This window comes from Nonomuraea sp. B1E8, assembly GCF_039871515.1.
In the GTDB taxonomy this organism is placed as follows: Bacteria; Actinomycetota; Actinomycetes; order Streptosporangiales; family Streptosporangiaceae; genus Nonomuraea.
This window is the reverse complement of the sequence record NZ_JBDPLS010000001.1, coordinates 320,662-340,621: the sequence shown is the minus strand read 5'-3', so window position 1 is coordinate 340,621 and position 19,960 is coordinate 320,662. Positions and strand designations below refer to the sequence as shown.

Genomic DNA, 19,960 nt, shown 5'->3' with positions numbered 1-19,960 from the left:
GACAGAGGAAGGGTCGTCATGGAGTTCAACCACGCTGACCTGTTCGAAGGGCTCGCGGACACGATCGGGGACAGGACGGCCGTCGTCTGCGGCCAGGACCGGCGCACCTACGCCGAACTCGACGCCGAAGCCAACCGGCTCGCCCACTACCTGGCGGACCTGGGCGTCCAGCCGGGCCAGCACGTCGGGATCCAGCTCTACAACGGCATCCCGTACGTCGCGGGCATGCTGGCCACGCTGAAGATCAGGGCCGTGCCGATCAACGTCAACTACCGTTACGTCGAGGCCGAGCTGCTCTACCTGTACCGCGACTCCGACATCAGGGCGCTGATCTACGACGTGGAGTTCGACCCGAGGGTGAGCGCGGTGGCCGGTGCGGCGCCGCTGCTCGAGCACCTGATCGCGCTCGGCGGGCCGTCGTCGATCGGCTCCGCGGTGCCGTACGCGACGGCTCTCGAACGCGGCAAGCCGGAACGGGGCTTCCCGCCGCGCTCCGGCCAGGACGTCTACATCATCTACACCGGCGGCACCACCGGACTGCCCAAGGGCGCGATGTGGCACGTCGAGGACCTCTTCATGGGGTTCGGCGGCGGCAACCCGTACGGCGAGCCGCGCGCCACCCCGCAGGAGGTCGTCGACGAGGCGGTCAAGGCCACCCCGATGGTGATGATGGCCGCGCCCCCGCTCATGCACGGGGCCGCGCAGATGGCCACGTTCATCGCCTGGTGGATGGGCTCGGCCATGGTGTACGTGCGCAAGTTCGACGCCCCCGAGGTGTGGCGGACGATCGAGCGGGAACGCGTGTTCACGCTGAACATCACCGGCGACGCCATGGCCAGGCCGCTGGCGGACGCGCTGGAGGGCGGCGGCTACGACGTCTCCTCGCTCTTGGTGGTCAGCTCGACCGGGGCCATCCTGTCCGGCGCGGTACGCGACCGGCTGCAGGAGCTGCTCCCGAACGTCATGATCCTCGACAACTTCGGCTCCACCGAGTCCGGCTACACGGCGTCGGGCGTGGCCGGCTCCTCCCCGGAGAAGGGCCTGCGCTACCAGCCCAACCCCGTGGTCAAGCTGGCCGTGCTCGACGAACGGCTCAGACCCGTCGAGCCGGGCTCCGGGCAGATGGGTACGGTGGCCAGGTCGGGCCGGGTGGCGTTCGGCTACTACAACGACCCCGCCAAGACGGTCCGCACGTTCGTCACCGACGAGGAGGGCACCCGCTGGCTGCTCACCGGCGACCTCGCGACCGTCGAGACCGACGGCACGGTGAACGTGTTCGGCCGGGGCTCGCAGTGCATCAACACCGGCGGGGAGAAGGTGTTCCCCGAAGAGGTCGAGGCGGTGCTCAAGGGGCATCCGGCGGTGTTCGACGCGGTGGTGACCGGGGTGCCGGACGAACGCTGGGGGAGCAGGGTGGCGGCCGTGGTCGAGCCTCGGGAGGGCGTCGAGGTCACGGAGGAGGAGCTGGACGCGCACTGCAGGACGTTGCTGTCGGGGTACAAGGTGCCCCGTTCGTACGCGTTCGTGGCGGAGATGATGCGCTCACCGGCAGGCAAGGCCGACTACCGCTGGGCACGAGAGATCGCGGAGGGCGGCTCGCCCGGGTGATCCGGCCCTCACGCCTACGCGCGGGTGAGGCGGCGTAACTCGTCCTGGATCGCCGTCGCCTCGTCGTTCCGCCCGGCCCGCTCCATGAGCCGCAGCCGGCCGTGCAGCACGTCACGCAGCAACTCGGCCGGCCCTTCGCCGCGTCCGTCGGCCAGCAGGTCGCGCAGCAGCCCCGCGGAGACCCGCAGCGCGGCGTCGGCGGCGTCGTCCCTGGCCAGCTCCTCCTGGCAGAGGCCGAGCCTGGCGTGCGCCACGGCTCTGAACAGCGTGTCCCTGGTCACCTGCGTGGCCCGGTGGAAGACGAGCCCGGCCTCCAGCGCCCGGCCCGCCTCCATGAGGGCGTCGCCCAGCATGAGCATCGCCCTGGACAGCAGACCCAGCAACATGGGATGGCCGGGGCCGTGGCGTTCGAGCGCCGCGACCGCCTCCCGCAGCGGCTGGATCGCGTCGGCGGCCATGCCCCGCATCCTCAGCGCGGAGGCCAGCGTCAGGCAGGCGCCCGCACGGCCCGTGTGCAGAGCCTGCGCGTCCATGCCCGCGGCCAGCAGCTCGTCGTAGATCGCGATCGCCTCCCGCGCTCTCGCCTCCGCCTCCGTCCCGCCATCCAGCCCCAGCAGGGGCAGCAGTTCCGAGCTCTGCGCCAGCGAGTCGGCGAGGATCGCCCGGTGCGTGGGGTCGTCCGGCGACCGCCTGGCCAGCGGGATGAGCTGTTCCACGAGCGCGTTGGCCTCGGTGAGCTCGCCGAGCACCAGGTGGCACCTGGCCAGCCGCTGGATGGCCAGCGCATGCTTGACGGTGCCGGGGGAGTACCCGGTCGCGGCAGTCCTGGCGTACTCGGCGGCCTCCTCGGCCCGCCCCGACGCCAGCAGGTCGTCGGCGATCGTCGCGGCGGTCTCGGCGGTGGCCGCCGCGTCGGACAGCCGGACGAACAGTTCCAGCGCCTCCACCAGATGCGCCAGCGCCTCCTGTTCCCTCCCGAACGCCCGCAACGCCTGCCCGCGCACCCGCATGGCCTCGGCCCGCACGTGCGGCAGCTCCCGACCCGCCGCCGCGGCGCGGTCCAGCTCCGCCAGCGACCAGGTGGTCGCCTCCAGCGCGGCCTGCGGACGGTCGAGCACGGCCAGGCCGGTGCCGAGCCGGGCGTAGGTGACGGCGGCGAGGGCCGGGTCGTCCAGCTCGTCGCAGAGATCGGCGGCGCGCTCGCAGTGGGCCAGGGCCTCGACGGCCCGGCCCTCGTCGAGCAGCCGGACGGCATAACGGTCCAGCACGTCGACCAGCACGCCGCCGGGCCGGCCTCGCGTGCCGGCCGTTGTGTCATCCGGCCGTTCGCGGGGCCGGTGGGGTGTGTCGTCCGGTCGTTCGGTGAGGAGGTCGATGGCCTGCTCCATGACGGCGAGGTCGGCGTGGCCGAGCCTGGCGAGGGCGGCCAGCGCGAGGCCGAGCTCCGTACGGTGCGCACCTGACGCGGCGGCGAGGTTCCGGTGGACACGGACAGCCAGTTCGGCGGCGAGTTCGGCGGCCGGTTGGGTGGCCGGTTCGGCGGGCACGCGGGTGGTCCCGTCGTCTCCCGCCCGCGCTGCCGTGTCCCGGAACGCCGCGAGGCAGAGCCCGTACTTCGCGTGCAGTTCGGCGCCGGCGCCGCTCAGCGGCACATCCTGCTCCAGGGCGTCGGTGAACGCCGCCAGCGCCGGCCCCAAGTCCGAGATGTCGCCCGCGAATCCGGCCAGGGACTCGACCAGGGCCTCCAGCACGTCCATCCCCGGCAACGGCCGCATGCCGAGAATCCGCGACCACAGAGCCACCCCGGCCGCGGGCCCCTCCTCCGCCACTAGCTCCTCGTACAGCCCGAGCAGCCGGTCGGCGGCGGCCTCCGCGTCCGACGGGCAGCCGGCACGGGACAGCGCGACGGTCTCCAGGATGAGAAGCTCCGCCAGCTCCGTACGGAAGGCGGCGCTCGTACCGGTCTGCGGCTCGTAGGACTCGATCGCGGTGCGCAGGTGCGGAAGGGCCTCCTGGTGGCGGCCGAGCCCGGCGAGCGAGCGCCCGAGTGCCGCCGCGACCATGCCCACGGCGATCGCGTGCGGCCGATCCGGTACGGGATACCGCCGCAGCAGCTCGGCCGCCTGCATCGCGAGCGCGAGGCCGTCCCCGGCCCGCCCCGCGTCCGCCCAGGCGCGGGCGAGCGTCGCCTGCGCGGCCAGGTAGGCGTGGATCTCCTCCAGCCCCGGCACGCCCGCGCTCTCGAAGGACTGCCTGCACTCCGCCAGGCGCTGTTCCGCGCCGGCCACGGCCTGCTCGGGATCGCGGGCGACCATCGCCAGCAGCCAGGGTCGTTCGCCGTCGCGGACGTCCGGCGCCGTACGCATCCGCTCCAGCCTCGCGCGTACCGCTGCCGCTTGCCGCGCGTGGCCGCCGGCCAGGTCGTACAGCTCGGCGGCGACCTCCAGCTGCGCCGCGCCGTCGGCGGTCCTGCCGAGCTCGTCCAGGCAGAGGCCGAGCAGCCGCCGGGCGTTCGCCAGCGTCGCGGTGTGCCGCTCCGCCGCCACGCACATGACCTCCTGCAACGGGCCGAGCGCCGCCTCGGGCCGGTCGTCCGCCAGCAGCAACTCGCCCAGCACCAGCAGCTGCCCGGCCAGGCGGGCGCGATGCCCGCCGGGGTCGAGCGCGACCAGGGCACGCAGATTCCGTACGGCCTCCGCAGCGGAACGTGCGGCGGCGTCCAGGTCATCCAGCCGCGCATGGAGCCTGGCCAGCATGCTCGCGGTCTCCGCCAGCATGGAGCGCAGCCCCGGCTCCTCGGCGGCCAGGCCGCGCAGCCGTACGGCGGCCTCACCCGCGGGGACCAGGGCGTCGGCCGGCTTGTCCCGCGCTTCGAGCCAGGCGGCGAGAAGGTGGAGGCGGTGGGCCACGTCCCTGCTCGTCGGGGCCACGTGCTCGACGGCGGCGGTGGCGGCCCTGGCCAGGCAGGCGGCCAGCTCGGGCAGCGCCGCGGGATCCGGCCCGTCGAACCGCATCAGCGGCGCGGGCGCCGCGACGGCGTCCGTCCCCGTGCCCGCTCGGGTCGTCCCGGTCGTGTCGGGGTGACGTGCGGCGGCCACGGACAGGAGGGCAGCCAGGTGCCCCGTGAACTCGCCGTCCCCGCCCGCCGCCTCGTACGCCCGGACCGCCTCGCCCAGCCGCCCGTTCTCCAGCAGCGCGCACGCGAGGTTGTGGTGGGCCCGCGCGGCCCCATCCGCATGCCGGAGGTCGTCCTCGGCCAGAATCCGGAACCTGGCCGCCGCCTCCTGCGCGGGCCTGAGCGCGCCCCCGGCCTCGCCCGCCAGCAACAGGCAGGCCCCCAGGCCGAACAGCGCTTCCGCCCGTCCGGCCGCCTCCTCGTACGGGGGAGCGGCCGCGTGGATCTCCACGGCCTCGGCCGCCGCGGCGACCGCCTCGCCCACGCGCCCCGCGGCCGCCAGCCGGCCCGACACCGTGGACAGCGCGTCCGCCAGGGCGGTCCGCTCGCCTCGTGCCCGGTGACGGTGCACGGCCAGTTCGCTGAGCGTCACGTCGAGGGCCCGCAGGCCGAGCCGGTCCCGGCCGGCCCGTACCGGTAATCCGGCCATGACCTCCGGTTCGGCGGGAAACAGCGCGAGTACGGCGTTGACCAGGTCGCCGAGCCGCGTCCCTGGATGGGTCACGGCCTCCTCGACCAGGCTGCCGGCCCTGGCCGTGACGAGCGTCCGCAGCGCCGACCTGACCCGCTCCCCACCCGCGGACACCCGCAGGACGTCCAGCATCCGTACGAGATGCCGGGTCGTCCGGCCGTCGAGGTCGTGCAGGGCGAGCACGAGCGATTCGAGGCCCTCGGTGCCGGACAGGAGTTGTTCGGCCACGAGGTCAGGGCCCAGGGGAACGAGCCGCGGGACGAGCCGTTCGCCGCCGGGGAGGATCCGGCGGAGCCAGGCCACCACGTCGTGGACGGGGCCGTCGAGCCCGGGCCCGCTGGAGGCGGCGTCGCGCAGTCCCGGCACGGCCGCGAGCAGGCCGGGCAGTTCGGCGGGCGCGGGCGCGGTGAGCGTGACCACCGCCACGGACTGGCGCGCGGTCGCCGCGTCCACCGTCATAACCTGGCGCGCCGTCACGCCGTCCACCCGCTGGTGACCGGCGGGCCAGGCCGGTGCCCACTCCTCCAGTTCCCGCGCGACGAACCGCTCCAGGAGCCCGCCGCGCGCGTGCTCGCCCTCGTCGCGCAGGCGCATCAGGGCGGCCAGGTGGACGTGGAGCGGCAGGCCGTACTCGGGATCGTCGAGATGGGGCGGGGCGGGCAGCGCGGCCCGGCCGGGGGCGAACGCCTTCATGGCGGCGCGGGCGTGCTCCGTCCGCTCGGGCAGGGTGAGCGGGCTGGTGTTGAGCTGGATCGTCGTGGTGTTCAGCCGCCGCAGCCAGCCGCCCGCCGCCGTGTCCAGGCGCCGCCACCACCCGGGCTCGCCCGGCTCGCGGGCCACGAGCAGGAGCCGTACGCGGGGGTTGCGGCCATGCTTGGCCAGCCGCCGGATCAGCTCGCCCACCACGGGAACGGAGGGCTCGGGATGCTCGACGACGAGCAACGTCGGCCGGACGGCGTCCAGCGCGGCACCGGCCCGTCCGCCCGCCGCCGCGCAGCCGGCATCCACGTCCGGTTCGGGATCCGTGTCCGGCCGGGGGTCCGGGTCGTAGAGCGTGTCCAGGGGGAGGAGGCCGGCGTCCCAGCCGGACCCCGCCAGCTCCGCGCACAGCTCGCCCGCCAGCCGTGACTTGCCGGTTCCCGCGCGGCCGGTCAGCACCGCGATCGACAGCGGGGCCGGTTCGGCGGCCCAGGCGCGCAGCCGAGCCAGCTCCTCCTCCCGCCCCAGGAACGGCACGACGGCGTGACGGGCCGCCAGCAGCGTCCAGCCGGGGCCGTCCGGCGGCGGGTCGTCACGGGCGGGCGCCAGCAGGTCCGCGAGTGGCACGGAGGGTTCGTCGCCGGTCACGGTCTCGAGCCGGCCGGGCGGCACGCCGGCCAGCTCGCGGAAACGCGCGTCGCTCAGCAGCGCGGTCACCGGTACGGCGTCCAGCCGCGGGGCGGTGCCTGACGTGATCACGCCGATGAGCTGGCCGGCCGGTTCGGCGAGCAGGGCGGCGCCCGGCAGGCCGCCCCAGAGCGAGCCCGGCACCGCGTGGCTCCCGGGGTTTCCCACGGAGACGGTCAGCGCCTTCGACGCCGCGTCGGCCGGGGCGTCGACCACGCCGGTCAGCGTCTCGGCGTCGCGGAACCCGGCCCGCTGCCCCGCCCGCGGAAATCCTCTGGCCAGGCATCGTACGCCGGGCGCGGCGGCCCTGGCCCAGCGCACGTGTTCGATGCCGGGCAGCTCGGCCCACGGGGAGCCGGGCACCCGCAGCAGCACCGCGCCGGCCGCGCCGCGTCCACGCCACACCTGCTCGGCCGCGATCCACCGGGCCGACCAGGGCGCGCGCACCTGGCACGGCGTGCCGGGCCCGACCACCTGGCCGGAGGCCAGCACCAGATCGGCGCCGATCACGTATCCGGATCCGGTCACGCCGACGAGGTCGTCGTGACCGGAGTAGACCTCGACGACCCGTTCGAGCGCGAGGCGGTGTGGTGGCGTGTCCATGGGTCCGCCCATTAGGTACGTCGCGACGTGTCGTCCCCCCGACGAGCCTGTGATCTCAACTATCGCACTATGGCTGGGAAATTTCCGCTCTTGTCATGCCTTCGCGGATGTGAGCCACGCCGCCAGCCCCAGATAGACCACGCCGCTCCCGACGTCGAGCCGCCGGCGCGCCCTGGCGGACCCGCGGATCCGGCCGGCCAGCGCCGAGGAGAGCATCGCGTACGTGCCGTCCGACACCATCCCGAGCACCAGCCAGATCGCGCCGAGCAGCAGGATCTGCGGTCCGATCGGCCCCGCCTGCTGGTCGGCGAACTGCGGCAGGAACGCCACGAAGAAGACAGCCGTCTTCGGGTTGAGCACGTTGACCACGAACCCCTCCCAGAACAGCCGCCGCTTCGACTGCACGTGCAGCTCGACGGTGTCCGCGCCGTTCTCCCTGTGCATCAGCTTGCGTACGCCGAGCCAGAGAAGGTAGGCCACGCCCACGTATTTGACCACGGTGAACGCCGTGGCCGAGGCCGCCAGCAGGGCGCTGATGCCCAGCGCCGCCGCGCCGATGTGGACCAGCGAGCCCGCGTGCACGCCGAGCACGGAGATCACGCCCGCGGCGCGGCCCTGCGCGACGCTGCGGGTGACGATGTAGACGACCGCCGGCCCGGGCACGAGCAGCAGCCCGAGGACGGCAACGCAGAAGACGGCGAGTGTCGCGATATCTGGCATGCGGCCATCGTAGGAACGGCGTCAAAGGCTTTCTTCCAGCGCCTTCACGAGTGCTTCCGTGGCCGGTGGGTGGGGTGGTTCGCCGTAGACGGCGGCGTACACGTGCCGGGTCGAGCCGGGCACCTCGGTCACGTGCACGCCGGGGTGGCGGTGGGCGGTGAGCGCCAGCCCGGGCAGCAGGGTAAGGCCCAGCCCGGCCGCCACGAGGGCCTGCACGGCCACGATGTCGTCGCTGGTGAACGAGATGCGCGGCGTGAATCCCGCCTTGTCGCAGATGTCCAGCAGGTGGCTGCGGCACCGGTCGCACCCCGCGATCCAGGGCGAGCCGGCATGCGCGGCCAGCCCGCTCTCCAGCCCGTCGGCAGGGGTGCTGGACACCAGGTAGCTGAGGTCGTCGAAGAGGTGGATCATGTGCAGGCCGTTGTCCTCCGGCGCGGTGTCGTCGTACCGGAACATCACCGCCACGTCCGCCCGGCCCGCCCGCAGCAGCCTGAGCGCCTCCGGCGGCTCGGTCTCCATGAGCTCCAGGCGCAGTCCGGGGTGGGCGGCGGCGAGCAGGCCGGCCGCCTTCGGGATGAACGTGCCGAGCGCGGAGGGGAAGGCGGCCAGCCGCACGCGGCCGGTGCGCAGCCCGACGTGGGCGGCCAGTTCCTCGGACGTGGCGTCGAGGCGGCCGATGATGTCGGCGGCGCGTTCGGCGAGCAGCCGGCCGGCGTCCGTGAGCCGGATGCCGCGCCCGGCGCGCTGGATGAGCTTGGCCCCGGTCTCCGCCTCCAGCTTGGCCAGGTGATGGCTGACCGAGGGCTGGGAGTAGTGGAGTTCTCTGGCTGCAGCGGTGAGCGAACCCGTACGGGCGACCGCGACCAGGACGTGAAGCCGGGTGACGTCGAGCATCTATCAATCGTATCTATCGATAGGCCAGAAGACTTCTGTTGGACCTATCGATCCATGTGGGACACGGTAGAAGGGAAGGCGATTTTCCAGGGAGTACCTCATGCGCACCGTCACCGCCGTCCGTCCGGGGCTGGATTTGCTCGTGTCCGGCGTCTCCGCGATCGTGGCGCGCGAGCCAGCGCCCCGCGACACAGCGCACGCCGTCGCCGATCTGCTCCGCGACGGCCTCCCCGGGCTCGACATCCTCACGCCGGAGGAGCGCGCGGGCTCGCCCGACGGGTACGTGTCCCACGTGCTGCACGCCGAGGAGCGCTTCTCGGTGGTGGCGGTCGTGTGGCGGCCCGGCCAGTTCACGGTGATCCACGACCATGTGGCGTGGTGCACGTTCGGCATCCTCAGCGGCATCGAGTACGAAACCCTCTACCGCGACATGGGCGACCACCTGGTGGAGATCGGGCGTGCGGCGAACCGTCCTGGCGAGGTCAGCGGGTTCGCGCCGCCCGGTGACATTCACATGGTGCGCAATACCAGCGACGAGGTCGGGGTGTCGCTCCACGTGTACGGCACCGACGTGAGCCGGCTGGGCAGCAGCGTGCGCCGCGTCTACGCCCTGCCCGTCCGGTAGGGCGCGCACTCCTGACCGGCGCCCGCCTCACGCCAGGACATCATGGAGCGCCGGGGCCGGGTGCACGCCGAGCTCGGTGAGCAGCGCTTCGACGCGCTCCGCGTGCAGGGGGTCGACGGGCAGGACGTGGCGGGTCCACCAGCGCGCGTGCGCGTGAGCGGGGCCCGGCCGCACGAGGGCGAGATAGTCGCTCAGCGGCGGGTCGTAGATGAAGCCGGGCACCACTCCGCGCCGTTCGAGCGCCCGCACCACCGCGTCCCGCTGCCGGACGAGCAGCGGGACGCGGAGCAGGGGCAGAGCCAGCCCTTCCTTGACGCCGTCGGCGGCCCAGGGCGTCGCCCGCAGCCTCTCGACGCCGACGATCCTGCGCCCGCGCTCACGTTCGGCCGTGCGCAGGCGGGTCAGCTGGTAGCGGCGCAGCCCCGCGGTCTGACGCGTACGCCAGGCGGCCTGGTCGACGCGGAGCCAGCGGTCGAGCGCCGACAGCCGCGCGTTCTCGTCGCTCAAGGGCATGGCCAGCGTGGCGCGCAGCTCGGGCTCGCGCGCGGCCAGGCGGTGCCCCTCCCACCGGGCCAGGCCGGTCGCCTTCATCACCTGCCACACGGGGCGGGTGAGCCCGGCTCGGGTGACGGCTTCGCGGGCCATCGGCCGCAGCAGGTCACGCAGGTGGCCGTGCCAGGTCCCCGGCCGCAGCAGCGTGTCCAGCGTGCCGGCAGCCTCGGCGAGCCGGACGGTGTCGGTGCTGGTCAGGAAGCCGCCCGACATGGCGCGGCCGTGCTTGGCCAGGCTCAGCACCCCGACGTCGCCGAAGGTGCCCAGCGGGCGCCCCGCAACCTGCACGCCCAGCGCGTGGGCGGCGTCGTCGACGAGCACGAGGCCTCGTTCCCCGCAGGCGGCCTCCAGTTCGGCGATCTGGTCGGGCTGGCCGTACAGGTGGGTGGTGACGACGCAGGCAAGCCCCCGGTAGTCGACCCTGGCCGGGTCGATGTTGCCGTCGCGGATGCTGATCGGGGCCATCACCGGCTCCAGCCCGGCGGCCAGGGCGGTGAACAGCACGGTCTCGCAGTTGGTCGGCGCGATCAGGACCCGGTCGCCCGGCCGCGTCCAGTGGCGCAACGCCAGGTAGAGACCGAGCCGGGCGGAGGGCACGTGCACGCACGGCTGGCCGAGCCGCCGGGTCATCGCCGCCCGCAGCATCACGCCGCACCCCGCAACCGGCCGAACCAGCGCATCATCCGGTCGGCCCGCCGATACAGCGCGGGCGTCTCCAGGACCAGCCGCCGTAACCGGTTCGCCGGCGCGGCGCGCAGGTGGTGCAGGCGGGCGGTGCCCGTGGGGCGGCGCGCCGCCCCCGACGCGATGGCGCCCGTGGCGTTGCTCAGCGCGTCCTTGTACTCCGAGTCCGCCTTCACGCTGAGGTCGATGGTGCGCACCCCGGCCGCCGCGGCGGCCTCGGCCATCCGTACGTGCTGGATCAGGCCCGGGGAGTAGCGGGCGAGGGCGGGGTCGTACGCGGGGAACCAGCCGACCAGCGTGGTGGCCGTACGGATGCCGAAGTGCCCGGCGACCGGCCGGCCGCCGGCGTACAACATCGTCAGGTGTCCCGCGAAGTCGGGGCCGCCGGCCGCGTGCAGCTGCTCCACGAGCTCGACCACCCACGCCTTCGAGAACCGGTCGGTACGCCCCTTCGCCCGGTACTGCCCGGACTTCCACCGGCGCAGCAGGCTGAACTGCTGCTCGTCGGCCACGTCGAGATCGAGACTCACCACGCCGAGATCCCGGCCCAGCTTCCGCTCCTTGTACAGGGTCGACTTGAGGAACTTGGGAGCCCTTTCCCGCAGCTGCGCCAGATAGGCGGGAAACCCTTCGGACAGGTCGATCGCCGCCGTCTCCATCCGCGCCTCCGCGAACCCGGAGAACCACGGCTGCCGGCCGGTCAGGCAGCCGAACCGCCACACATGCAGGCCGGCGCCCGCCAGCAACCTGTCAGCGTCGACCCCAACCTCCGGCCGGTGCACCACTCCGTGGCAGAGCGACACCCACGGAGCGACCGCGCTGCCGACCCCGCCCCGGCCCCGCTCGAACGGGAAGAACGCGGCGAAGCCCGCCTCGTCCCTGAGCACCGCCACCCGCACGTCGGCTCTGACGTTCCCCGCCGCGATGACGAACTCCGGGCTGAGGAACGGGTTGTCCAGCTGCGGCCGGCCACGCTGCATCGCCCGCCACGCCGCGAGGGCCCCAGCGGTCAGCTCGCCGGGCCGTACGACGTCCAGCGTTCCCACGTGCTCGGTCCGGCGCAGGTGCGAGGGTTCGCCCACGTAGTACAGAGATTGCGTCACGTCGATCACTTCCATGCGACGAGCGCCGCCGCCCTCCGACGACGCAGCCGGCGCCGGGGCCGATCAATGGCGCACCACCGGACGGCGGTCGGCAACGGTCACGTTTGATCAACCTACGGAGCGGAGCGCCGGGCGGTCCATGGCAGGGAGTCGCGGGGCCCTTGGCTCTGCGTGCATGGTGGGGCGGCTGCGCACGCCGCAACCCCCTGACCGCCGGAGAGGTGCGCGCGAGCATGGACTCGGGAGAAAGATGTGTTCCTGAGCCCCAAGGCGAGGTCACGCCTCATTTGCGCACTTTTAGGAGAAGGTGCGGCGGGTGCTGACGGGGCGGGGTAGAGGGAGCAGAAGAGCGGCGACGAGTGTGCTCCTGAGCGACTCGGCCGCCGCATTCTCGGAGAGTGCACGGACGAAGCCGGCGTGCAGGCGCGGCCGCGAACGCGGACCACCTCCCAAGCTCCGCCGTGCGGAGGGAGCCGAGCATGGTAGACCCACGCCACGCGCGCACGCAGCAGCCATCCCGGGATCAGATACCGGAGCAGGCGACCCCGCCGCTCACGGAGACGGCCCGTACGCAGACGTCACTTGCGGAAGAGGCGCCACGGCCCACCGGCTGGTTGGGTTGGGTGATCTTCGCCGGCATCGGGATGATCATCCTGGGATGCTTCCAGGCGATGATGGGCCTGGTAGGGATCTTCAACACCGATTTCTACCTCGTCACCGCCGACAACCTGGCGATTCCCGTCAACTACACGGCCTGGGGATGGTTCCACCTGATCATGGGTGTGGTCGTCCTCCTCGCGGGCGCCGCCGTCCTGTCGGGTAAGACCTGGGGGCGGGTGGTCGGGATCGTCCTCGCCTCCCTTCAGGCGCTCGTCAACTTCGCCTGGTTCCCCGCCTACCCGTTCTGGTCGACGATCGTCATCGCCTTCGACGTCGTCGTCATCTACGCGCTGGCGGTCCACGGCAGGGAGATGAAGTCCTTCGACAGAAGCAGGTAGGGGTTTCCGCGCCGGGCCGCAGGTCCGCGGTGCAGGCGCCGAAGTGACGAGGGTATGCCCCAGCGTCACTTCGGCGGCGCCGCTCTGGTCGTGCCCGCCGGCGGGGGCGGCTTCTTCGCCGCGGCCTCCAGCACTTCCCGGCGCGTGGCGAACGTGTCGACCAGCGAGAGCAGCATGGCCACCATGGGCACGGCCAGCAGCGCACCGATCGCACCGAACAGCGACGCCCCCAGGATCACTGCCGCGAACGACACCCCGGGATGGATGTCCACCGCCCGTGAGCTGATCTTCGGCTCCAGTGTCAGGTTCTCCACCTGCTGGTACAACAGGCCCCAGCCCAGCGCCGCCAGGCCGATCCAGGGCCGGGGCGAGACCAGCCCCACCACGACCGGCAGGGCGACGGAGATGTAGGTGCCGATGGTGGGCACGAGCTGGGCGACCAGGCCCGTCCACGCCCCGAGCGCGAGCCAGGACGGCATGCCGAGCGCCAGGAACACCAGAGCAGAGGCGGTGCCGTTGATGGTGGCGAGGACAAGCCGGGAAGAGACGTACCCGCCGGTCTTGCTCGTGGACACGTCCCAGACGGCGATGAAGACCTCCTGGAACCGGCCAGGCAGAAACTGTGCGACCCATCGGCGCAACCGCGGCCCGTCGGCCGAGAAGTAGAACGTCAGCAACAGCAGGGTGAACATGTTGAACACCGCCCCCACCACCGTCCCCAGCAGGCCGAGCACGCCGCTGAGCGCGCCCTGCGCGTACTCGGCCGCCTGCTGCGGGGTCAGGTTGACGGAGGCGAGGATGTCGGGGATGTCATAGCGCGTGCCGAGACGGGTGTTGAGCCACTCCACGACGCCGGTGATGACCCCGGGCAGCGCCTCCAGCAGTACCGCGACCTGCTGCACGAACAGGCTCCCGAACAGGACGAAAAAGATCACCAAGGCCAGGATGAACAGCGTCATCACCAGCAGCGTGGCCCTCCCGCGGCTGGTTCGCCGCGACAGGCGGCGCACAGCGGGTTCCATGGCCAGCGAGAGGAACCACGCCATCACGAGGGTGGTGATCAGCGATCCCGCGTCGATGAGCACGAAGCGTACGAAGAGCACCACGGCGACGACGGCCGCAATGCCGAGCCCGGTGCGCCAGACGTCCGCGGGCGCGATCAGCACCCGCACCGCGGGCGGCTCGTCGCGCGCCTCCACCGGCTTCTCCATGACCCTCCAGGGACTCGGCGCCACACCCCTCTGTGGCCCGCGCGACGAGACAGTGCGAACGGACGTGGCCGGCCGGGGAGGCACCGGACGTCGACCTCTTGGGCGTGCCCGGCACCGGGGTCGTGGCCCCGGTCACGCCGGATGCCGAGGTGACGTACCCAACGTACAAGGGCCGGCCGCTCAAGCCGGGCATTCGCCGGCTGGTCGGCTCGTCGGCACCCGCGGCCCGGCAGGCGGGGCCGGCGAGAACCCCTCCTTAGACGCCGAGCGCCGACGGGAGGCTCAGCTCGTGCAGGAACAGCGCCTCCGCGGTGGCGACGCGGCGGAGCTCCTCCAGGTCGACCCGCTCGTTGGGCGCGTGGATGGCGGCGTCCTCGTCCTCCGCGCCGAACAGCAGGATCTCCGCTGCGGGGAACTGCTTCAGCAGCGTGTTGACCAGCGGGATCGACCCGCCCGCGCCCACGTCGCGCGGCGGGCGGCCGAAGGCGCGCTCCATCGCCCGGTTGAGCGCCGACCTGGCCTTGCCGCCGGAGTCGGCCTGGAAGCCGGAGCCCACGACGACGTCGCCGAACGCCACCTGCACGCCCCACGGCGCCACCTGCCGCAGGAACTCCGTCACCGCGCTGACCGTCGTCTTCGGGTCGCCGGCCGGCGGGATGCGGACCGTCACCCTGGCCCTGGCGACCGGCTGCACGGCGTTGACAGCGCCCGACACCGTCGGCACGTCCATGCCGGTCACGGTGATCGAGTAGGACGACCACAGACGGTCGGCCAGCGAGCCGGAGCCCACCAGCGAGACCCCGTCGAGCACCCCGGCGGTCTGCCTGAACTCCTTCTCCGACGGCCCCTGGCCGAAGAAGTTGCCCCTGGGCAGGCCCGGCACCCGGACGTCGCCGTTGTCGCCGTGCAGCGCGGTCAGCATGCGCATCAGGGCCGCCAGCGCGTCGGGGGCGGCGCCGCCGAACGATCCGCTGTGCAGAGCCTCGCGCAGCGTGCGGACCTCGACGGTGAAGGCGGCCATACCGCGCAGCGACGTCGTGACCGACGCGTCGCCCACGCGCGGGTTGCCGGTGTCGGCCACCACGATGGCGTCGGCCCGCAGCAGCTCGGGGTTCTGCTCGACGAACGCCTCCAGGCGCTCGCCCGCGTATTCCTCCTGGCCCTCGATGATGACCTTGATGCCCACCGGGAACCGGCCCTGGAAGGCGCGCAGGGCGGTGACGTGCGAGATGATGCCGGACTTGTCGTCGGCGCAGCCGCGCCCGTACAGGCGGCCGTCGATCAGGGTGGGCTCGAACGGCGGGGTGCGCCACGCCTTCAGGTCGCCCGCGGGCTGCACGTCGTAGTGCGCGTAGAGCAGGACGGTGGGCGCGCCGGGCGGCGCGGGCGCCTCGCCGTAGACCGCGGGGAAGCTCCCCTCCACCTGCAGCTGCTGGACGCGCGGCAGACCGGTGGAACGCAGCAGTTCCTCCGTCAGCGCGGCGGCGGCGCGCACCGGCTCCTCCGGATGCCCGGGGAAGGCCACGGAAGGGATGGCGGCGAGCCGCTTGAGCTCCTCGACGCCTTGGGGCATCGCGGCGGCGACAGCGCTTTCGATCTGGTCAGGAGTCACGGACGGTTCCCCCGGGGGTCGTTCTCACAGAGATTTCTCGAACAGTTCTACAGGGTGACAGGCGCTTTGCCGTCATGGAGGAGGATACGAGGTTCCGTGACACGCCGACCGCGCTGAGCCGCTGCGATAGGCGTACGGATTTCGTTGCTGTTACAGAGCGGTTCTGCGGATCTCGATTTTCTTGCATAATGTCGCGACCGATTCGCTTGGCAAGTATCAGGTGAACAGGCAAACTGTGGGAAGTCAGACACGAGGGAAGATAGCCATGACGCAGCCGGAAAACGACGTCCTCAAGGCCGCGCACGACCATCTGTGGTTGCACTTCACCAGGCACAGCTCCTACCAGCAGTCCGAGATCCCGACCATCGTCCGCGGTGAGGGCTCCTACATCTACGACATCCACGGCAAGCGCTATCTCGACGGTCTGGCCGGGCTTTTCGTGGTCCAGGCCGGGCACGGGCGCCAGGAACTCGCCGAGGCCGCCGCCAAGCAGGCCCAGGAGCTCGCGTTCTTCCCGCTGTGGTCCTACGCCCACCCCAAGGCGGCGGAGCTGGCCCAGCGACTGGCCTCCCACACCCCCGGCGAGCTCAACCGCGTCTTCTTCACCACCGGGGGCGGCGAAGCGGTCGAATCCGCGTGGAAGCTGGCCAAGCAGTACTTCAAGCTCGTCGGCAAGCCGCTCAAGCACAAGGTCATCAGCCGCCAGATCGCCTACCACGGCACCCCGCAGGGCGCCCTGTCGATCACCGGCATCCCGGCGTTCAAGGAGATGTTCGAGCCGCTCGTGCCCGGCTCCATCAGGGTGCCCAACACCAACCACTACCGCGCCGACGAGATCACCGGTGTCAAGGGCATGACCCCCGAGGAGTACGGCTTCTGGGCCGCCGAGCGCGTGGCCCGCGCCATCGAGATGGAGGGCCCCGACACGGTGGCCGCCGTCTTCGCCGAGCCCGTGCAGAACGCCGGCGGCTGCTTCCCTCCCGCCCCCGGCTACTTCCAGCGCCTGCGCGAGATCTGCGACGCGTACGACGTGCTGCTCGTCTCCGACGAGGTCATCTGCGCGTTCGGCCGGCTCGGCACCATGTTCGGCGGCCAGAAGTTCGACTACGTGCCGGACATCATCACCTGCGCCAAGGGCCTGACCAGCGGCTACTCGCCCATCGGCGCCATGATCGCGCACGAGCGGCTGTTCGAGCCGTTCAAGGGCGGCGACACCATGTTCGCGCACGGCTACACCTTCGGCGGCCACCCCGTCTCCGCCGCCGTCGCGCTGGCCAACCTCGACATCTTCGAACGCGAAGACCTGCTCGGCCACGTCACCAGGAACGAGCCGCTGTTCAAGGAGACCCTCGAAGGGCTGCGCGACCTCCCCATCGTCGGCGACGTTCGCGGCTCCGGCTACTTCTGGGGCATCGAACTGGTCAAGGACAAGAGCACCAAGGAGACGTTCGACGCCGAGGAGTCGGAGCGGCTGCTGCGCGGCTTCCTGTCCAGGGCGCTGTACGAAGCCGGCCTCTACTGCCGCGCCGACGACCGCGGCGACCCCGTCATCCAGCTGGCGCCCCCGCTGATCGCCGGACCCGAGGAGTTCGCCGAGATCGGGTCCATCCTCCGCAACGTGCTCACCGAAGCATGGGCGCGCCTCTAGGGGCCGCCCGCCGTCACACCATCCGGTACGACGTGCCGGCGCGCGAAAGGATCCACGGATGAAGATCGGCGTTCCCGCCGAGGTCAAGAACCACGAATATCGGGTCGCGGCGACCCCCGCGGGCGTTCACGAACTCGTGCGCAACGGCCACGAGGTCACCGTCCAGCAGGGTGCGGGTCTGGGCTCGTCCATCACGGACGAGGAGTATCTGGCGGCGGGCGCCAAGATCGTCGACAGCGCCGATGAGGTGTGGGGCGAGGCGGGCCTGGTGCTCAAGGTGAAGGAGCCGGTCGCCGAGGAGTACCACCGGCTGCGCGACGGGCTGGTGCTGTTCACATACCTGCACCTGGCCGCCTCCCGCCCGTGCACCGACGCCCTGCTCAAGGCGGGGACCACGGGCATCGCGTACGAGACGGTCCAGGTCGGCGGGGCGCTGCCGCTGCTCGCCCCGATGTCCGAGGTCGCCGGCCGCCTCGCGCCGCAGGTGGGCGCGTACAACCTGATGCGCTTCAACGGCGGCCGCGGCGTCCTGCCGGGCGGCGTGCCCGGCGTGGCCCCGGCCAAGGTGGTCGTGATCGGCGGCGGCGTGTCGGGGCTGAACGCCGCTCAGATCGCCGTCGGCATGGGCGCCGACGTGACCGTGCTCGACACCAACGTCGACCGGCTGCGCTTCATCGACGCCATCTACCAGGGCCGGCTCAAGACGCTGGTCTCGACGTCGTACGCGATCGAGCGGGAGGTCCTGCAGGCCGACCTGGTCATCGGCGCGGTGCTGATCCCCGGCGCCAAGGCCCCGACGCTGGTCTCCAACGACCTCGTGTCCCGCATGAAACCGGGCTCGGTGCTCGTCGACATCGCCATCGACCAGGGCGGCTGCTTCGAGGACTCGCGCCCGACCACGCACGCCGAGCCCACCTACCCGGTGCACGACTCGGTCTTCTACTGCGTGGCCAACATGCCGGGCTCCGTCGCCAACACCTCCACCTACGCCCTCACCAACGCGACCCTCCCGTACGCGGTCAAGCTGGCGAACATGGGCTGGCGGGAGGCCGTCAAGGCCGACGCGGGGCTCGCGGGCGGGCTCAACACGCAGGGCGGCCGGCTGACGAACCAGCCGGTTGCCGAGGCGCTCGGGCTGGCGTACACGCCGCTGACCGAAGTCGTCTAGTCGTCCACGCGGCGGGGTGGGCTGCGGCCCAGCGGCCGGTCAGCGCACCCCCAACCGCCTGCGCAGGTCGCGTGCGGTGGCCAGGACATGCCGGAGCTCGCCCGGGCTCGGCCACGGCGCGCTGCCGGGACGCAGCAGCGTGCCGCGCACCGAAGCCAGATGCTCGATCGCGCTCGCGTGCACCCCGCTCCGCTCCACCAGCCACCCGACCACCTCGGAATGGTCGTGCAGCGGCCTGGTCACCAGATCCCACGTGCCGAGCACCTCCGCCAGGTCCGCCACGTCCAGCGGCACTCCGCCCCTGCGCCCGGTCGCGGCGGAGGCCAGCTCCGCCCTCGCCGTCAGCTCCGGCTCGGCGGACCGGCCCCAGGCGGGCGGCGGCGGGTCGGACAGCCACTCGCGCGCCTCGCCGTGCTCACCCGCCACCGACAGCAGCCCGCCCAGCTCGACCGCGGCCGCGTGGTGCCCGGCCAGCGCCGCCTGCCTGAACCAGTGTTGCCCGCCCGCCAGATCGCCGAACTCGGCGATGAGCAGCAGCGCGTAGTCGTAGGCCGACTCGGGGTCGCCGCCCGCCGCCGCCCGGCCGAACCAGTGGCTGGCCGCCGCGCTGTCGCCCAGCTCCACGCAGACGAACCCGGCCATCCGCTGGTCCTCCACCCGCCCGGCGCCCGCCGCCCTCTCGAACCAGGCGCGGGCCGTACGCAGGTCGCCCCTGGACAGCGCGAGACCGCCGAGCCGGGACGAGGAGCCGGCGTGCTCGTGCTTGGCGGCCAGCCGGTAGTAGCCCTCCGCCCCCTCAGGGTCGCGGCTGGCGTGCAGGTAAAGACCCATGCAGTGCGCCGACTCGGCGTGGCCGCCCCTGGCCCCGCGCTCCCACCAGTGCACGGTCTCCTCGTCGTCGCCCGCGGAATAGGCCAGGAACCCCAGGTCGTGCGCCGAGGCCACATCGCCGCCGGCGGCCGCCTGCCGGTGCCATTCGCGGGCGGCCGCCAGCTCACCCGAGTCCTCGCACAGCAGGGCGAGCCGGCGGGCGGCCGCCCTCGAACCGTTGCGCGCCGCGGCCTCGAACCAGCCCCTGGCGGCCTCCGCGTCGCCGCGCTGTTCGAGCAGCAGCGTCGCCAGATTGGCCGCGGCCTCGGCGTCGCCGGTGCTCGCGGCCAGCTCGTACCAGGAGACGGCCTCCTCCAGGCTGCCGTGCTTCTCGTGCCAGATGCCCAGGTTGTAGGCGCTGTCGACGTTGCCGCCCGCGGCGGCCCGCTCCCACCAGTGCTTGGCGGCCGCGCGGTCACCGTGCTGGGCGTAGAGCTTGCCGAGCCGGTGCGCGGCCTGCGCGTCGCCCGCCCGCGCCGCGGCCAGCACCTCGTGCTCGTCTCCCACGCGTGGCGCCGGTACGGCCGGCGCCGTCACCTCTCCTTGCCAGGCCATGGCGACAGAGTGGCACGTGATCACGCGATCGCGAACCGTAATCGCCGACAAGTGCTCCAGGGTGAACGCAGGGACG

General features: G+C 72.7%; 13 protein-coding genes. 5 read left to right on the top strand and 8 right to left on the bottom strand.

Going from position 1 to position 19,960, the window contains the following annotated elements:
• Positions 1-18: 18 nt before the first annotated feature.
• The gene (locus ABGA98_RS01575; RefSeq protein WP_347616353.1) at positions 19-1,608 is read left to right on the top strand and encodes an acyl-CoA synthetase; all 1,590 of its coding nucleotides are present in this window, start codon (positions 19-21) and stop codon (positions 1,606-1,608) included.
• Between the two features lie 14 nt (positions 1,609-1,622).
• On the opposite strand, the gene ABGA98_RS01570 is transcribed toward ABGA98_RS01575, so the two are convergent.
• The 3 genes from ABGA98_RS01570 to ABGA98_RS01560 form a co-directional block, all read right to left on the bottom strand.
• Positions 1,623-7,244 carry a hypothetical protein gene (locus ABGA98_RS01570; RefSeq protein WP_347616352.1) on the bottom strand — a complete coding sequence of 1,874 codons (5,622 nt, stop codon included), beginning with the start codon at positions 7,242-7,244 and terminating at the stop codon, positions 1,623-1,625.
• Positions 7,245-7,337: 93 nt separating this feature from the next.
• On the bottom strand, positions 7,338-7,964 hold the full coding sequence (locus ABGA98_RS01565; protein WP_347616351.1) for a LysE family translocator: 627 nt from the start codon (positions 7,962-7,964) through the stop codon (positions 7,338-7,340).
• Positions 7,965-7,985: 21 nt separating this feature from the next.
• On the bottom strand, positions 7,986-8,858 hold the full coding sequence (locus ABGA98_RS01560) for a LysR family transcriptional regulator (protein ID WP_347616350.1): 873 nt from the start codon (positions 8,856-8,858) through the stop codon (positions 7,986-7,988).
• A 100-nt stretch (positions 8,859-8,958) separates the two neighbouring features.
• Between ABGA98_RS01560 and ABGA98_RS01555 the strand changes: the two genes are divergently transcribed.
• Positions 8,959-9,483 (top strand): cysteine dioxygenase family protein, encoded by a 525-nt coding sequence (locus ABGA98_RS01555; RefSeq protein WP_347616349.1) that lies wholly within the window; start codon positions 8,959-8,961, stop codon positions 9,481-9,483.
• 27 nt (positions 9,484-9,510) lie between these two features.
• Here ABGA98_RS01555 and ABGA98_RS01550 read toward each other — a convergent pair whose 3' ends face one another.
• The gene (locus ABGA98_RS01550) at positions 9,511-10,680 is read right to left on the bottom strand and encodes a DegT/DnrJ/EryC1/StrS family aminotransferase (RefSeq protein ID WP_347616348.1); all 1,170 of its coding nucleotides are present in this window, start codon (positions 10,678-10,680) and stop codon (positions 9,511-9,513) included.
• A complete protein-coding gene (locus ABGA98_RS01545; RefSeq protein WP_347616347.1) occupies positions 10,680-11,822 on the bottom strand; it encodes a GNAT family N-acetyltransferase in 1,143 nt (380 codons plus the stop codon). The genes ABGA98_RS01550 and ABGA98_RS01545 overlap by 1 nt, the downstream gene beginning before the upstream one ends.
• Positions 11,823-12,301: 479 nt before the next feature.
• Here ABGA98_RS01545 and ABGA98_RS01540 point away from each other — a divergent pair, with 479 nt between their 5' ends.
• Positions 12,302-12,820, top strand: a complete 519-nt coding sequence (locus ABGA98_RS01540) for a hypothetical protein (protein ID WP_347616346.1) — start codon at positions 12,302-12,304, stop codon at positions 12,818-12,820.
• 65 nt (positions 12,821-12,885) lie between these two features.
• On the opposite strand, the gene ABGA98_RS01535 is transcribed toward ABGA98_RS01540, so the two are convergent.
• Both ABGA98_RS01535 and ABGA98_RS01530 read right to left on the bottom strand, forming a co-directional pair.
• Positions 12,886-14,031 (bottom strand): AI-2E family transporter, encoded by a 1,146-nt coding sequence (locus ABGA98_RS01535; RefSeq protein ID WP_347616345.1) that lies wholly within the window; start codon positions 14,029-14,031, stop codon positions 12,886-12,888.
• 256 nt (positions 14,032-14,287) lie between these two features.
• Positions 14,288-15,643 carry a dipeptidase gene (locus tag ABGA98_RS01530; RefSeq protein ID WP_347616344.1) on the bottom strand — a complete coding sequence of 452 codons (1,356 nt, stop codon included), beginning with the start codon at positions 15,641-15,643 and terminating at the stop codon, positions 14,288-14,290.
• A 265-nt stretch (positions 15,644-15,908) separates the two neighbouring features.
• Between ABGA98_RS01530 and ABGA98_RS01525 the strand changes: the two genes are divergently transcribed.
• Entirely contained in the window at positions 15,909-17,291 is a 1,383-nt protein-coding gene (locus ABGA98_RS01525) for an aspartate aminotransferase family protein (protein WP_347616343.1), read from the top strand.
• A 58-nt stretch (positions 17,292-17,349) separates the two neighbouring features.
• Positions 17,350-18,459 carry an alanine dehydrogenase gene (ald, locus tag ABGA98_RS01520; protein WP_347616342.1) on the top strand — a complete coding sequence of 370 codons (1,110 nt, stop codon included), beginning with the start codon at positions 17,350-17,352 and terminating at the stop codon, positions 18,457-18,459.
• A 39-nt stretch (positions 18,460-18,498) separates the two neighbouring features.
• Here ald and ABGA98_RS01515 read toward each other — a convergent pair whose 3' ends face one another.
• Positions 18,499-19,884, bottom strand: coding sequence for a sel1 repeat family protein (locus ABGA98_RS01515; RefSeq protein WP_347616341.1), 1,386 nt, complete (start codon positions 19,882-19,884; stop codon positions 18,499-18,501).
• Positions 19,885-19,960: the final 76 nt, after the last annotated feature.

Bases quoted from the DNA above. Each gene is read 5' to 3' on its own strand.
- ABGA98_RS01575 (WP_347616353.1), top strand. From the start codon at position 19: ATGGAGTTCAACCACGCTGACCTGTTCGAAGGGCTCGCGGACACGATC.
- ABGA98_RS01570 (WP_347616352.1), bottom strand. From the start codon at position 7,244: ATGGACACGCCACCACACCGCCTCGCGCTCGAACGGGTCGTCGAGGTC.
- ABGA98_RS01565 (WP_347616351.1), bottom strand. From the start codon at position 7,964: ATGCCAGATATCGCGACACTCGCCGTCTTCTGCGTTGCCGTCCTCGGG.
- ABGA98_RS01560 (WP_347616350.1), bottom strand. From the start codon at position 8,858: ATGCTCGACGTCACCCGGCTTCACGTCCTGGTCGCGGTCGCCCGTACG.
- ABGA98_RS01555 (WP_347616349.1), top strand. From the start codon at position 8,959: ATGCGCACCGTCACCGCCGTCCGTCCGGGGCTGGATTTGCTCGTGTCC.
- ABGA98_RS01550 (WP_347616348.1), bottom strand. From the start codon at position 10,680: ATGCTGCGGGCGGCGATGACCCGGCGGCTCGGCCAGCCGTGCGTGCAC.
- ABGA98_RS01540 (WP_347616346.1), top strand. From the start codon at position 12,302: ATGGTAGACCCACGCCACGCGCGCACGCAGCAGCCATCCCGGGATCAG.
- ABGA98_RS01535 (WP_347616345.1), bottom strand. From the start codon at position 14,031: ATGGAGAAGCCGGTGGAGGCGCGCGACGAGCCGCCCGCGGTGCGGGTG.
- ABGA98_RS01525 (WP_347616343.1), top strand. From the start codon at position 15,909: ATGACGCAGCCGGAAAACGACGTCCTCAAGGCCGCGCACGACCATCTG.
- ald (WP_347616342.1), top strand. From the start codon at position 17,350: ATGAAGATCGGCGTTCCCGCCGAGGTCAAGAACCACGAATATCGGGTC.
- ABGA98_RS01515 (WP_347616341.1), bottom strand. From the start codon at position 19,884: ATGGCCTGGCAAGGAGAGGTGACGGCGCCGGCCGTACCGGCGCCACGC.